Source organism: Acidisoma sp. L85 (genome assembly GCF_009765865.1).
Classification (GTDB): Bacteria; Pseudomonadota; Alphaproteobacteria; order Acetobacterales; family Acetobacteraceae; genus Acidisoma.
The window spans coordinates 21,828-34,216 of sequence record NZ_LMUQ01000048.1 but is presented as its reverse complement, the minus strand read 5'-3'; the positions used below and the strand labels follow the sequence as shown (position 1 = coordinate 34,216).

16 protein-coding genes and 2 pseudogenes are annotated in these 12,389 nt (G+C 61.9%); 5 read left to right on the top strand and 13 right to left on the bottom strand.

The features are described from left to right. Window positions 1–61: 61 nt before the first annotated feature. On the bottom strand, window positions 62–1,258 hold the full coding sequence (locus tag GSQ83_RS13815) for an MFS transporter (RefSeq protein ID WP_158803456.1): 1,197 nt from the start codon (window positions 1,256–1,258) through the stop codon (window positions 62–64). A gap of 37 nt (window positions 1,259–1,295) precedes the next feature. On the opposite strand from GSQ83_RS13815, the gene GSQ83_RS13810 reads away from it, so the two are divergent. Then, window positions 1,296–2,339: an AraC family transcriptional regulator gene (locus tag GSQ83_RS13810; protein ID WP_254065682.1), complete on the top strand. Its 1,044-nt coding sequence runs from the start codon at window positions 1,296–1,298 to the stop codon at window positions 2,337–2,339. 12 nt (window positions 2,340–2,351) lie between these two features. After that, window positions 2,352–2,480: a hypothetical protein gene (locus tag GSQ83_RS30890; protein WP_256367069.1), complete on the top strand. Its 129-nt coding sequence runs from the start codon at window positions 2,352–2,354 to the stop codon at window positions 2,478–2,480. A 38-nt stretch (window positions 2,481–2,518) separates the two neighbouring features. Here the strand turns inward: GSQ83_RS30890 and GSQ83_RS29925 are convergent, their stop codons facing one another. The 4 genes and pseudogenes from GSQ83_RS29925 to GSQ83_RS13795 all read right to left on the bottom strand — a co-directional run bounded on the left by GSQ83_RS29925 (window position 2,519) and on the right by GSQ83_RS13795 (window position 6,074). Then, the gene (locus GSQ83_RS29925; RefSeq protein ID WP_216850164.1) at window positions 2,519–2,836 is read right to left on the bottom strand and encodes an aldo/keto reductase; all 318 of its coding nucleotides are present in this window, start codon (window positions 2,834–2,836) and stop codon (window positions 2,519–2,521) included. A 56-nt stretch (window positions 2,837–2,892) separates the two neighbouring features. Next, window positions 2,893–3,318: pseudogene (locus tag GSQ83_RS31315) on the bottom strand (aldo/keto reductase). A 246-nt stretch (window positions 3,319–3,564) separates the two neighbouring features. Then, a complete protein-coding gene (locus GSQ83_RS13800; RefSeq protein WP_174246664.1) occupies window positions 3,565–5,076 on the bottom strand; it encodes a DHA2 family efflux MFS transporter permease subunit in 1,512 nt (503 codons plus the stop codon). Then, window positions 5,073–6,074 (bottom strand): HlyD family secretion protein, encoded by a 1,002-nt coding sequence (locus tag GSQ83_RS13795; RefSeq protein ID WP_254065681.1) that lies wholly within the window; start codon window positions 6,072–6,074, stop codon window positions 5,073–5,075. The genes GSQ83_RS13800 and GSQ83_RS13795 overlap by 4 nt, the downstream gene beginning before the upstream one ends. Before the next feature lie 311 nt (window positions 6,075–6,385). On the opposite strand from GSQ83_RS13795, the gene GSQ83_RS13790 reads away from it, so the two are divergent. Continuing rightward, window positions 6,386–7,009 carry a TetR/AcrR family transcriptional regulator gene (locus GSQ83_RS13790; protein ID WP_158803454.1) on the top strand — a complete coding sequence of 208 codons (624 nt, stop codon included), beginning with the start codon at window positions 6,386–6,388 and terminating at the stop codon, window positions 7,007–7,009. A gap of 48 nt (window positions 7,010–7,057) precedes the next feature. On the opposite strand, the gene GSQ83_RS13785 is transcribed toward GSQ83_RS13790, so the two are convergent. The 7 genes and pseudogenes from GSQ83_RS13785 to GSQ83_RS13755 all read right to left on the bottom strand — a co-directional run bounded on the left by GSQ83_RS13785 (window position 7,058) and on the right by GSQ83_RS13755 (window position 9,897). Beyond that, window positions 7,058–7,642: a DNA-3-methyladenine glycosylase gene (locus GSQ83_RS13785; RefSeq protein WP_216850160.1), complete on the bottom strand. Its 585-nt coding sequence runs from the start codon at window positions 7,640–7,642 to the stop codon at window positions 7,058–7,060. Window positions 7,643–7,670: 28 nt separating this feature from the next. Continuing rightward, window positions 7,671–8,051: a nuclear transport factor 2 family protein gene (locus GSQ83_RS13780; RefSeq protein WP_158803452.1), complete on the bottom strand. Its 381-nt coding sequence runs from the start codon at window positions 8,049–8,051 to the stop codon at window positions 7,671–7,673. Window positions 8,052–8,361: 310 nt separating this feature from the next. Further along, window positions 8,362–8,625 carry a TOBE domain-containing protein gene (locus tag GSQ83_RS13775; protein WP_256367232.1) on the bottom strand — a complete coding sequence of 88 codons (264 nt, stop codon included), beginning with the start codon at window positions 8,623–8,625 and terminating at the stop codon, window positions 8,362–8,364. 8 nt (window positions 8,626–8,633) lie between these two features. Further along, window positions 8,634–9,065: a hypothetical protein gene (locus GSQ83_RS30580; protein ID WP_254065680.1), complete on the bottom strand. Its 432-nt coding sequence runs from the start codon at window positions 9,063–9,065 to the stop codon at window positions 8,634–8,636. 16 nt (window positions 9,066–9,081) lie between these two features. Next, window positions 9,082–9,243: pseudogene (locus tag GSQ83_RS31310) on the bottom strand (ATP-binding cassette domain-containing protein); the annotation flags it as partial. A 10-nt stretch (window positions 9,244–9,253) separates the two neighbouring features. Further along, the gene (locus GSQ83_RS13760) at window positions 9,254–9,415 is read right to left on the bottom strand and encodes a hypothetical protein (RefSeq protein ID WP_158803448.1); all 162 of its coding nucleotides are present in this window, start codon (window positions 9,413–9,415) and stop codon (window positions 9,254–9,256) included. Between the two features lie 26 nt (window positions 9,416–9,441). Further along, window positions 9,442–9,897, bottom strand: a complete 456-nt coding sequence (locus tag GSQ83_RS13755; protein WP_158803447.1) for a carbohydrate ABC transporter permease — start codon at window positions 9,895–9,897, stop codon at window positions 9,442–9,444. 13 nt (window positions 9,898–9,910) lie between these two features. Between GSQ83_RS13755 and GSQ83_RS13750 the strand changes: the two genes are divergently transcribed. Beyond that, window positions 9,911–10,804, top strand: a complete 894-nt coding sequence (locus tag GSQ83_RS13750) for an alpha/beta hydrolase (protein ID WP_216850158.1) — start codon at window positions 9,911–9,913, stop codon at window positions 10,802–10,804. A gap of 124 nt (window positions 10,805–10,928) precedes the next feature. Here the strand turns inward: GSQ83_RS13750 and GSQ83_RS13745 are convergent, their stop codons facing one another. Beyond that, window positions 10,929–11,660 carry a DeoR/GlpR family DNA-binding transcription regulator gene (locus tag GSQ83_RS13745; protein WP_216850156.1) on the bottom strand — a complete coding sequence of 244 codons (732 nt, stop codon included), beginning with the start codon at window positions 11,658–11,660 and terminating at the stop codon, window positions 10,929–10,931. A gap of 149 nt (window positions 11,661–11,809) precedes the next feature. Between GSQ83_RS13745 and GSQ83_RS13740 the strand changes: the two genes are divergently transcribed. Beyond that, complete coding sequence (locus GSQ83_RS13740) at window positions 11,810–12,388, top strand: NUDIX domain-containing protein (protein ID WP_371418016.1); 579 nt, start codon at window positions 11,810–11,812, stop codon at window positions 12,386–12,388. Window position 12,389: the final 1 nt, after the last annotated feature.

Sequence of the window (12,389 nt, the reverse complement as noted above, 5' to 3'; positions counted from 1 at the left end):
ATGAGGGTCCGTTGCTGTCAGCAGGTGCCTCAAGCTCGAACGATCGGCAAGCCTTTCTCGGTTAGGCGTTGACCGGCGCCGCAGGCCGTACCACCGCCAGAACAATCGCCACCGCCGCCAGCGAAACCACACCGCCGAGGATGAAGACGCTCGTCACGCCGGTCCTGTCGAAGACCGCCCCACCGAGGGCAGCCCCGGCGGCGATGGCGAATTGAATGGTCGCGACCAGCAGCCCGCCGCCGCTTTCCGCCTCGTCGGGCACCGTGCGTGTCATCCATGTGGACCAGGCGACTGGCATGGCGCCGAAAGCCAGGCCCCAAAGCGCCACCAGCGCCGTGGCGGCAACGGGCGCGTGGCCGAAGATGGCGAGGCCCAGGCCCACCACGGCCATGAGCAAGGGCAGTACCACCATCGTCAACCGCATCTTGTGTTCCAGCATCACGCCGCCCAGCATTGTGCCGAAGAAATTCGCGATGCCGAAGGCGAGGAAGATGCCGGCCATTCCGGCTGCGGCCACGCCCGTGATGGTTTCGAGAAACGGCCGCATATAGGTGAAGAAGGCGAAATGCGCTGAGAAGACAAGCAGGATCGCGAGGATGCCAAGCCCCATGCGGGGCCGTCGAACCAGGGCGAGCAAGGTTCGCAATGGAGTGGCGCCTTCGGGCACCATGCGCGGCAAGGTCAGAAACTGGACCATGAGTGCCAATCCACCAAGGACCGCCGCCATCAGGAACACATCCCGCCAACCGGCCATGCTGCCGACGTAGCTGCCGAAGGGTGCCGCGAAGATCGTGGCCGCCGAGACGCCGCTGAAGAGGATGGAGAGCGCTCGCGGGATCAGCGCCATCGGCACAAGCCGCATCGTGACCGCCACCGACATCGTCCAGAAACCGCCAAGGGCCACGCCCAGCAACATGCGCGCCAGCAGCAGCATCCCGAGGCTCGGGGCACTCGCGACAAGAAGGTTCGAGGCGATCAGCAGCACGGAAAACGACATCAGCACGAGGCGCCGATCCAGGCTGCGGATCACCGAGGTCACCAGCAGGCTCGTCACCAGCGCCAGCACCGCAGTGGTCGTCACGGCCTGACCGGCCAAGCCCTCCGTCACGCCGAGGTCGTGTGCCATGGGGCTGAGCAGGCTCGCGGGCAGGAACTCGGCTGTCACCAGACCGAAGACGCCCAGCATCATCGAGACGACCGCGCCCCAGGCTGGGGTGGTCTCCTGAGGCAGGGTCATGGTGGAGGAGTAGTCGCTCATGCGGACGTCCCATTCGTAAGCTCGGTTGCAGTGCAGCATGATAGGCTCGACAGAGCGGACGATCCATGCCAGTTTCTCCGGAATGTTTGACCATTCGTCCAGACACGGCAGGCACCAAGGCGATAGCTCCGCCTTTGACCCGGTGAGCGAACTGCTGTTGGGGATGCGTCTCCATGGCATCGAGTATCGCCGGCTACAGCTGGCACCACCCTTTGGCATTGAGTTCGGCACCTCGCCTGGGCGGGCGCTGTTCCATTTTGTCGCAGCCGGCAGCCTTTACCTGCGGGATCAGGCGGGGGTAACGCATGTACTGCGGGAGGGCGATGCGGTGCTGCTGCCGAATGGCGGCCGGCATGATCTGCTATCCGCGCCGGATATGCCGAGCCGTGACGTGAAGAGTTTCGAATCGACGCAGCTTTGCGAAAGCGTCTGCTTTGTCGCCGTCTGCGCGAACGGCACGGAGACGTCCCGAACGGCGGACTGTCTCGTTTTCAGCGGCTGCATGGAATTCGATCTTGGCGCCATGCATGCACTGATCGCGCTCATGCCTGAGATGATGCAGGTGAGTACGCTGCTGGACCGTCAGCCCGAGATCGCGCCAATGCTGGCGGCGATGGAGCGTGAAGTGTGCACGCCGCGCGCCGGTTCGGCGGGTATCCTCTCGCAACTCGCGAATGTGGTCTCGGCCTCGATTGTGCGCGGCTGGGTGGAGTCTGGCTGCGGCGACGCCACCGGCTGGGTCGAGGCTTTGCGCGACCCGCGTTTGAGTCGTGCGATCGGCGCCGTGCATCGCGATCCCGGACGCAACTGGACCGTGGCGGCGCTGGCGGCGGAAACCGGCAGCTCGCGCTCCCTCTTTGCCGAGCGCTTCCAGGCCATCACCGGCCAGACGCCGCTGCGCTATGTCGCCGAGTTGCGTATGCGCCTCGCGATGGAGTGGATCGGTCGCGGCCGGATGCCGATCGATGCGGTGGCGGAGCGCCTGGGCTACGGCTCCCAGGCCGCCTTCAGCCGGGCCTTCAAGCGCGTGACGGGCCAGCCGCCCGGCGCGATGCGTGCTAGCTCCAACATGATTGTCTAACGGCGGCATTTGATGGAGCGGATTGAGGATGAGTCTGCTGGCCTCGGATGTCCTGCTCTTGCGCACGCGAAAGACCAGCTCGGCGTCGCTTTGCTCGATGCGTATCTGACGAACGATGCGGCGATTGCTTCCGGTGTTTGACGGCATCGAGCTAGCGCGATTGGGACACCCCTTTCGTATCAAACTGGAAGGACAAAATTCTTAGAAACTTTGACGAGGTGGCGGCATGCGACACCGCTAGGTGGGTCGAGGAAAAATCCGGATAGACCAGCTCCTACGAGCTGGTTGAAGCGGACTTTCGTGGTGAGGTTGTCCTGAATCTCCCGCATGGCGTCTTCCGGCAGCGTTGCAATATCGAAGTTCTCCCGAATGCGCTGAGATTTGCTCGAGGTCGTCAGGAAAGCGGCGCCACGCTGTGCGGCCCATGCCAAGGCAACCTGTACAGGGGTCTTGTGGACGCGCCTGGCAATTGCCGTGATAGCCGAATCTTCCGTCACTTTCGGTTCAAGCCCATGTCCGGCGGGGCGAATGGGAGCAGCACAATGCCGTGCTGCTAACAGAAGTCGAGCAGTTCCCATTCGGGCAGGTAAGGATGGGATTCGACCTGCACGACCGCAGGCTTGATCCGCGCGGCCGCAACAATCTCACGAAGCTTCTCCAAAGTAATATCGGATAGGCCGATCGCCCTGCACTTGCCGTCATCCACGAGGCGTTCGAGCGCCCGTCAGGTCTCGACGAGTGTGACCCCGGAATCATAGATGACCTGACCGTGCTCGTCTCTTGGTCCTGCTCGTCGCCGGGGTTGAAAGGCAAAAGGGGTGGGGATCAGGTAAGAGTCGATATCGTCGACACGCAACCGTCGGCGACCCGCGTCGAAGGCAGGTTTGACCCGGACAGGACGATGGTTGTTATTCCATAGCTTCGTCGTAACGAAGAGTTCGTCCCGCCGAAGCGTGCCGGCACTGATGGAATCCTCCATCGCCTCGCCGACCGCTTATTCATTTCGGTATCGTTCCGCACAATCAAGATGGCGAAATCTCACTTCGAGCGCGGTCTTGGTCGCCTCTTTGGTTGCGAGAAGATCGGGAATTAGCGTGCCGAAACCGACAGCTGAATCGAAAATCCATCGGCGAGATGGATTCTCGAATAGCGAAGTGTGTCGGGGGTTGTCATGCTCACGCTCCTTTGTACTCAGGGCCAGCCGCGCACAAACAACGGACAGCCTTCACCCGTTCGGGCCGCTGGCCGCACGGGGCTTTCGAAGGAACAGGACAAAGGGGCTCACGACCAGCATGGCGATCATGAGGACCTTGAACTGGTCGATGACGGCAATGACAGCCGCCTGACCGGTGATCACCTCGTTGAGCATGGCGAGCCCCCGCAAGGAGGCCGATGCCGCCGTGGCATGGGTGGCGGCATGGTAGGGCACGAGATTCTTGGCGAGTGCCAGGTGCATCGCCTGCGTGTTGTCGTAAAAGAAGACTTGGACCACTGCGACACCGATCGTGCTGCCATAGAGGCGTGACAGGTTGAAGAGTGCGGTGCCCTCCGGACGGAACTTCGGATCGAGCGTGCTGAACGCCGCCTTGGTGAGCGCCGGCATCAGGATGCCTAGGCCAAGGCCCTGTAGCGCCCCCGCGATGGCGACCGGCCGCCAATCCATGACGGGTGAATAGTCGAGCATTCGCCAGTTGGCATACACCACGAGCGCCATCCCGCCGACCACGAACAGCCGATTGTCGATCCGGGCCGGAACGAAACTCATCAGGATCAGCCCACCCAGGAGCGTGACGCCGCGCGGGATAGTCATATAGCCGGTGGTATCGACAGGGTAGTTGAGCAGTTGCTCCAGCATCGGCGACGTCAAGGCCAGTGTCGGGAGCAGGATGAAGCCAAACGCGAAAAACATGATGGTCGAGAGGATGAAGTTGCGGTCCTTGAACAGCGCCTCGTTGAGGAAGTGCGTCTTCGCCGTCAGGACATGAACGATGTAGAGATAAAAGCCGAGCGCCGAGGCTATGGCTTCCCCCCAGATTTCGGCGGAGGCGAACCATTCCACTCGTTCGCCGCGGTCGAGCAGCATCTGCAACCCGGTCATGCCGAGCAGGAAGCTCGCAAAGCCGAAGAAGTCAAAGGGCTGAGTCTGCGAGGCCTTTTTTTCCGGAAGCGATAGCGCCATCACCAGGAAGATGAAGCCCGACATCGGCAGGCCAATATAAAAGATCGAGCGCCAGCCGTTATATTCGCTTAGCCGGCCACCGATGCTAGCGCCGCTTACGATGCCCAGCATCAGGCAGAGGGTCCAAACCAAACTAATTCGGGCGTGATACTTTGGCGGCAGCAGATCGAGCAGAATCGCCATCGACAGTGGCGCTAGCGTGCCGCTCGCGGCGCCTTGGACGATCCGGGCAATAACAAACTGGATCGGCGTCGTGGCACATATGTCCAGCACCAGGCCGAGGGCGAAGCCGGCGATCGAAAGCTGATAGACCAACTTGCGGCCGTAGCGGCTCGCCAGCCAGCCCGTGATCGGCATGATGATGACGCTTGCCGCGATATACGAGGTGAAAACCCAACCGAGCTCGTCCTCGGCCATCGACAACGAGCCCTGTATGTCCGCCACGGCGGCATTTGGAAGGGTGATGTTGACCGCCTGCATGTAGGTCGCCATCAGAGCCGCGGCGGTGATTGCGCGATGGCCTTTGGGCGTTGCACGCGACGCGGAGGAGGCCGTCATCTTGGGATCTCCATCGCTGACGCCGCGTGGAGCAGACCCATCAACGAGTTGCGATGGTTGGTATCGACGCTCGCCGTGACGCTGATTCCTGAGAACAAGGGCTGGTTCGGATCCACCGCATCCAGCTCGAGGCGTATCGGCAGGCGCTGGACCACCTTGACCCAATTGCCAGTTGCATTTTCCGGCGGCAGGACCGCGAACTCGGATCCCGTGCCCGGACTCATGCTGACGACATGTGCCTTGAAGCTGCGATCCGGATACGCGTCGACTGCGATCGTCGCTGTTTCGCCGGGGCGCATATGAGTGAGGTCGGTCTCGCGGAAATTTGCCTCGATCCAAATCCTCCGGCTCGATAGCAACGAGAAGACTGCGGAGCCCGTGCTGACGTAGTCGCCAACTTGCATCTCGTCGACATTAGTCACAACGCCGTCGTCAGGCGCTACGACGGCCGCGTAGGACAGATCGAGCAGCGCGCGATCGAGTTCCGCCTGGGCTTGGCGAACTGTTGGGTGACGATCAATCTCGATATTCGGGTCGCCGTCCAAGGCGACCACAGTGTTGGCGATCTGCTGCTCAATCGATGCGATGTGCTGGCGGGCAACTTTGAGATCTGTCTGGGCCCGCTCGTAGACCGCGCGGGGGGTCCAATTATCGGCGACGAGCGTGCTCTTGCGGGCATACTCACGCTCGTCGAACTCCGCCGAATCTCTGGCCGATTGAAGCTCCACCAGTTGCTGGCGGTACGTCGCTTTGAGCTCGCCGATCTGGAGCCGCGCACTGCCGAGCCGCGCCTCGGCCTCAGCAACTGCAATCTGGTAGGGCCGCGGATCAATGCGGAACAGGAGTTGGCCCATCCGGACGCGCTGATTGTCCTTGACCGCTATTTCGACGACTTGCCCAGAAACCCGGGCGTTGATGGATTCCTTTGCGACGCGAACGAAAGCGTCGTCCGTCGAGACATAGGGCTCTTCGGCGACATAGTAGGCGCCGCCGGCCACCGCAAGCAGCAGGGGGAAACCGAGCAACAGGAAGGGGCGGAGGCGTTCCCGCAGTGTCTTTCGTGGCCTTGTAGGGAACCGGCCTGTTACGGAGCGATCAAGGCTCGCGGCAACCGTCTCATCGAATTGCGTATCCATTGGATGATCTCCCAGACCTCAGCAGGTCACTGCCGTCGGTGCGCACGCCTGGCCTGAGGAAGCCATCGAACAGGCCAGCAGAGAGAAACAGAACCTCATGACGCACCATTGAATTTCGTACCGAATCGCATAAATATGGCTCGGCGAGGTTGTCGTCAAGGATTTTATGCGGTATGGTACAAAATAAGGATGTAGAGCCAAGGCCCCGAGGGCGGCCTCGCGCCTATGATCCGCGGGCGGCGCTCCGGCAGGCAATCGATGCCTTCTGGAAGACCGGCTATTCCGGCACGTCGCTTGACGAGATCTCCGCCGCAACGGGTATGAACCGGCCAAGCCTCTATGCGGCATTTGGCGACAAGCACACACTCTATCTCAAGGCGCTCGAGCAGTATTGGCAACTAAGCCTTGTGTCGATGCGCGAGGCGCTCGCGGACCCTGACGAGAGCTTAAACGCGGCGCTGATGCGCCTCTACGATGGGCAGCTCTCGATCTATTTCTCGGGCGACGGCCGTCCCCGCGGATGCTTCGCAATCGGAACCGCGACAACCGAAGCTGTCGAAGACCCCGAGATCCGCAAGGCTCTTGCGGAGGGCGTCCACATGCTGGACTCCGACCTAGAAGCGCGGCTGCAAATGGCACAAGACAAGGGCGAACTGAAAGACGGCGCAGATCCCGCAGCACTCGCAATGCTCGCATCCGCCATGCTGCATACGATCGCCATCCGCGCCCGCGCCGGGATACCCCGCTCTGAACTGAGAGAGATTGCGCGCAAGGCGGTGAGCGTGATCTGCGGATGACCGGGGAACAGGGGCTGACCGGCTTCCTCGCCCATAACGTTTCTTATCTCATCTATTGAGTACCCGTGGACCGCTGACGAAGGAACTGCCCAGAACGTAGAATCGCAGCGGACTATCGGCTGCACGCGTGATGCCGATCCGTTTGCTTTGCCCGATCTCACCGGACGCCTGACCGTCCGATCCGAGCCACAATGGGCCGGCCTGACAGAGGTCGATCCCGTCCAGACGGCGATCAATTTCCAAGGCTGCGCATAGCCGCCCCGGGCCCCGCGCCAGGTCCCTCACCCGCTCGATGCCGCGATTTCGCGCCATGATGCCGATGCCATCGGTTGGCTCGATCGCCCTGATCAAGACGCCCGCACCGACGCCGGGAGCCTCACTCGAGACGTTCAGCATGAGCGAGATGCCATAGGCGAGGTAGACGTAGGCGTGCCCACGCTCAAGGAAAAGCGCCCGGTTTCGGTGTGTCATGCCGCGATAGGCGTGACCCGCGGCGTCGCCGATGCTGTAGGCCTCGGTCTCAACGACGCGGCCGCCCACTACACCTTCGGCCAGCATCCGCACGAGCATTTTGCCAATGAGAAAACGCGCGAGTTCCACTGTATCGACGGGCAGCTCCGCACGGCGGAGCACGCGCGGGAAGCCTAATGTCGCGCCGGATTCATTCGATCCGCTCAACCCACTGTGCGCGCGACGGTCCGGGCTCGAAAGGGTCGGCGAAGTATTGGGTCTCGCGGGCAACCTTGCCATCCAGGAACTCCATCACGCTCACCGTGTAAGAGGGCCGGCCGTCATAGGCGAGGGTGAATTCCGTGACCCAAAGGTCGCCGGTGCCGACGATCCGGCGCACCGTGAAGCGCTTGCGGTTTGGCTGCGCGACGCGAGAGGCCTGGATATTGTGCCGGCCCCTGATGCGCTCCCCCGACTGGGGATATTCGAGCACGGCATCCTCTCGGTATATGTCGTGCTCGATGTCGAATTCATTTGCGTCCGAGGCGGCCCAGTGGCGATTGAGCGCCTCTCGAATCTCATTCTCACCCATCCGGCTACTCCCCTCCCCTTTTCTCGAAGTCCAGTGCCGGCCGCATCGCGGTCCGCGACGACCCACGAGACCATACGCTGACTCGAATTGGCTAGCGGGCCTTCACTAGACGGTTGATGGTGGCGCGAGCGGCATCGAATCCCTCCCTGACGAGGATCTCGTATAGCGCAATCTGACCGAGCTGAGACCAGACGTAGGTCTAACCTCAGCGAGTGTTCGCTGCGCCGGAAGGTCTAGATCCTGGGAGAAATGAGTATAGGTGAACGGGCCCGGCAAAGCTGACGCATTTCTACACGCTTGGCACATAGGCTTAGCTCCTCTGGTAAAGCGCGGCGCTGCCGTCTTGACGAAACAGGTGAATCTTGCCCGGCATGAAGCCTATCCATAGCATTGCGTCTTCCGTGTCTGGACCAGAAAAAGTCGGTGGCACTACGACGCTGATATAGGCATCCCCGAGAATCAACTCGAGAATGCCATGATCACCAAGATATTGACGGCGCACAAGCCTTGCGCCAAAGGGCGTCAAGTTTGAATGGGATAATGCCACACGGCAATCCTCGGGTCGAATACCCACGGACAGGTCTAGGTCCTCACCGTCGAAGAAAAACTCCCGCCCAAGGGGATGGAGAAGCCGTGCCCGCTGACCATGGCTCCACTATTCCCGCAGGTGAGGCGACCGGTCAGAAAATTCATCGGCGGGGTGCCCACGAAGCTGGCGGCGAACTGGCTCGCCGGCCGCTCATAGAGGGAACGAGGCGCCCCCGCTTGGTGCAGCCGCCCGCCATCGATCAGGGCGATACGGTCGGAGAGGCTCAGCGCCTCTACCTGATCGTGCGTCACGTAGAGAATCGTCTGTTCAAGCGCGCGGTGGAGCCGGCGAAACTCCGTGCGGAGATCCAGGCGAATACGCGCGTCCAAATTCGTTAGAGGCTCGTCGAGGAGAAGAACATCGGCGGCATGAGCAATCGCGCGGCCAATGGCGACTCTCTGCCACGATTGACCGGCTGTCCACAAGGATTTCCCCGTGATCGGGAGCCTCAAAGCCGGCAAGCATATTGAGTGTCGTCGATTTCCCGCAACCCGAAGGACCAAGGAGCGCCAAGAACTCGCCGGTACGAACTTCGAACGACAGATCCCGCACCGCCGGTTTCTGGTCGTACGCCTTCGAGATATTGCGGAGGACCAGCTTCATCGTCATTTAGTCACCGCTTGACCGCACCAAAGGTGAGACCACGCACCATATGTCGTTGGATGAGATAGCCGAAAACGATCACAGGAATCGTCGAGATCGTGCCCATCGCCGCCTGCACGCCGTAAAGCTTCCCAGAACTCGCCGAGACGCAATTGGCGACCTGGAGCGTCACCGTGACAATGCCGCCGGAGGTAAGCGTCAGAGCGCGGAGAAATTCCGACCAGTTGAGATAAAGACAAACAACGCGGTCGCCAACAATCCACCACGGATGAGCGGCAAGACAATGTGGACGAAAGCTCCGAACTGGCTCATCCTGTAGATCCGGGCGACACCTTCCAGCTCGGTTGGCACCTCCTCGATGAAGCTTCGGATCATCCAGGTGCTGAAGGGCAAGGTGAAGGCCGCATAGGCGAGGATTAATCCGAGATGCGTGTCGGCTAGCTTCAACGCGGAGAAAAGGATGACCAGCGGCACCACGACGGCGATAGGGGGAAACATCCTCACAGAAAGCAGCTGCAGAGCGAAGCCGTCGTGTTTTTTCGGAAAACGCAGCATACCATAGGCGGCAAGAGTGCCCACCGCGACCGAGATGGCAGTCGCGATCGTTGAGGTGATGGCGGAATTGGCAAAGGCGCGCCACGCAATCTCCGACACTTTATAGTCGAGCGTGCCGGGCAAAAACCCTGACCTGCCGATCGAAGACGTTCGCCGGCTCTTCGAGCATTGGGGCGACGTCACGGCTGAGCCGCGCGGCGTCGATTATTCCGAAGTCGATGCTGGCGGTGTGTCAGCGCTCTGGGCGATACCCAAAGGCGGCGCGTCCGATCGCGTCCTGCAGGCTACGCATGGCGGCGGCTATGTCGTTGGGTCGCCCTATAGTCACCGCAAACTCTTTGGGCATATCGCAAAAGTGGTCGGCGTACCGGTTTTGATCATCGACTATCGCCGCGCGCCGGAACATCTGCATCCGGCGCCCGTTGAAGATGCAGTGCGCAGCTATCAGTGGCTTCTCGCCGAGGGGTTCCAGCCGGAAAAGATCGGGCTGATCGGCGACTCCGCGGGCGGCGCGCTGGCGGTGACCACCTTGCTCCTGCTGCGCGAACGGGGCCTGCCGCTGCCGGCCGCGAGCGTGCCGCTATCGCCATGGACTGATCTTCTGGTGACGGGGCCATCCGTCGTCTCGAATCACGAGAAGGATCATTTCGTGAAGCGGCACGTCGTCGACCACTTGTCTTCCGTCTATCTTGGAGATGACGGCACGTCAGTCGCGCGACGCGATCCGCTCGCGAGTCCGCTTTATGCTGATCTTGCTGGGCTTCCGCCGCTCTATGTGCAGGTCGGCGGCGACGAAACCCTGCTGGACGATGCCGCGAGGCTGGTCGATGCCGCGCGCGCCGCGGGCGTCGAGGTTAGATACGACGTCTATCCCGAGCAGCAGCACGTCTTCCACTTCCTGGCGGGCTCCGCTCCCGAAGCCAACCAGGCTGTGCAAGACATTGCGCAATGGCTGCGCCCTCGTCTCGGCCTCAGCTGGGAAGAACATCGCATCGCTGCAGAGTAGTGTTGTCGTGATTTAGAGGGTGGGACACGCTATCGATCTGCGTTCAGCGCGTTCCGCCCGGGTCACGAGATTTCGGTTTGCCGCCAAGCTCGCTTCCGTCCTCGCCCAACGAAGAAGCGCCAGTCTATCCCTCGATAATCGCCAGACCCGCCGCCCGATAGGCCGTTAGAGGTTCCCCCGGCGCACCGGGCTCGATAACCAAACTATCGGCCTCGCCAAGACCCATAACCAAGAACGGGGAAACTGCTCCGAGCTTCTCGCGCGACGCGAGAACAATCGTCTCAGCCGCCTGGCGGCTGAGAGCGCGCTTGATGGTGGCTTCCTCGCCATCTCCAGTGGTGAGTCCCATCTCGGGATGGACGCCCGTCACGCCCATGTAGAACGCGTCGGCGCGGATACGCGCGATCATCTCCATGGCGGTGGCGCCGACAGTAACGACGGAGTGTTTGAACAGCCGTCCGCCGATCAGCTCGACACTGATCCCCTCATGCGCGCCCAGCTCGACGGCCACGCTCGGGCTGTGGGTGACCACGGTCGCGCGAAGGTTGGATGGCAGATACCGCGCCATCCGGACGGCAGTCGTTCCACCGTCGAGAATGACGACCTGGCCCGGAAGTACCATCTTCGCCGCCGCCCGCGCGACGGCGTCCTTCGAATCGGGCGCGACACGCCAGCGTTCGCGCATGTCGGCCATTGCCAGCGAGGTCGGTAGCGCGCCGCCATGAACGCGCTGCAGCAGGCCCTCGGCCGCCAGGTCGCGCAGATCGCGCCGGATCGTGTCTTCCGACAGCCCGAGCTCTTGGCTGAGCGCCTTCGCGATCACTCGCCCGTCGCGCCGCAGCAGGCTCAGGATCAAGGCTTTCCGCTCGCTCGTAAGCACCTGTCACCGTGGGTTGCATGAGTCTGCTTGACTCTGCACGAGACTGCACGTTTAGTCCAGCCCGCCGGGGTTGCGGCAACGGGTGACGAAAGCGAAGCGCAATGAGTGTTGCCGATCGAGTCCGAGTGCATGAAATCCAAACCCTCTCCGAGGATTGGTATGTCCTGAAGAAGACCCGCTTCAGTTTTCGCCGCACGGACGGGGCGTGGCAGGAGCAGTGGCGGGAGACCTACGACCGGGGCAATGGGGCCACGATCCTCCTCTACGATCCCGATCGCCGGACGGTGATCCTAACCCGGCAGTTCCGCTATCCGGCCTTCGTTAACGGCCACGACGATCTTCTGATCGAGGCACCTGCTGGTCTGCTCGACAATGCCCAGCCGGAGGAGCGGATCTGTGCGGAGGCCGCGGAAGAGACCGGCTTTCAGGTCGGCGCGGTCCGACAAGTATTCGACGCCTTCATGAGCCCCGGTTCCGTCACCGAGAGGCTCTACTTCTTCGTCGCTCCCTACGACTCCGCGAGCCGTGTCGGCAACGGCGGTGGCAACGCCCAGGAAGGCGAGGATATCGGCGTCATCGAGATTGCGATCGAGGAGGCTCTTGGAATGATCGAGCGCGGAGAGATCCGCGACGGCAAGACGATCATCCTGCTCCAATACGCCGCCCTACACTTATTCGACAGACTCTGGGGCGAGGCAGACTGAC

Excerpts from the sequence above, each read along its gene's own strand:
- GSQ83_RS13815 (WP_158803456.1), bottom strand. The coding sequence starts at position 1,258 with ATGAGCGACTACTCCTCCACCATGACCCTGCCTCAGGAGACCACCCCA.
- GSQ83_RS13780 (WP_158803452.1), bottom strand. The coding sequence starts at position 8,051 with ATGGGTGAGAATGAGATTCGAGAGGCGCTCAATCGCCACTGGGCCGCC.
- GSQ83_RS13790 (WP_158803454.1), top strand. The coding sequence starts at position 6,386 with ATGGTACAAAATAAGGATGTAGAGCCAAGGCCCCGAGGGCGGCCTCGC.
- GSQ83_RS13800 (WP_174246664.1), bottom strand. The coding sequence starts at position 5,076 with ATGACGGCCTCCTCCGCGTCGCGTGCAACGCCCAAAGGCCATCGCGCA.
- GSQ83_RS30890 (WP_256367069.1), top strand. The coding sequence starts at position 2,352 with ATGGAGCGGATTGAGGATGAGTCTGCTGGCCTCGGATGTCCTGCTCTT.
- GSQ83_RS13810 (WP_254065682.1), top strand. The coding sequence starts at position 1,296 with ATGATAGGCTCGACAGAGCGGACGATCCATGCCAGTTTCTCCGGAATG.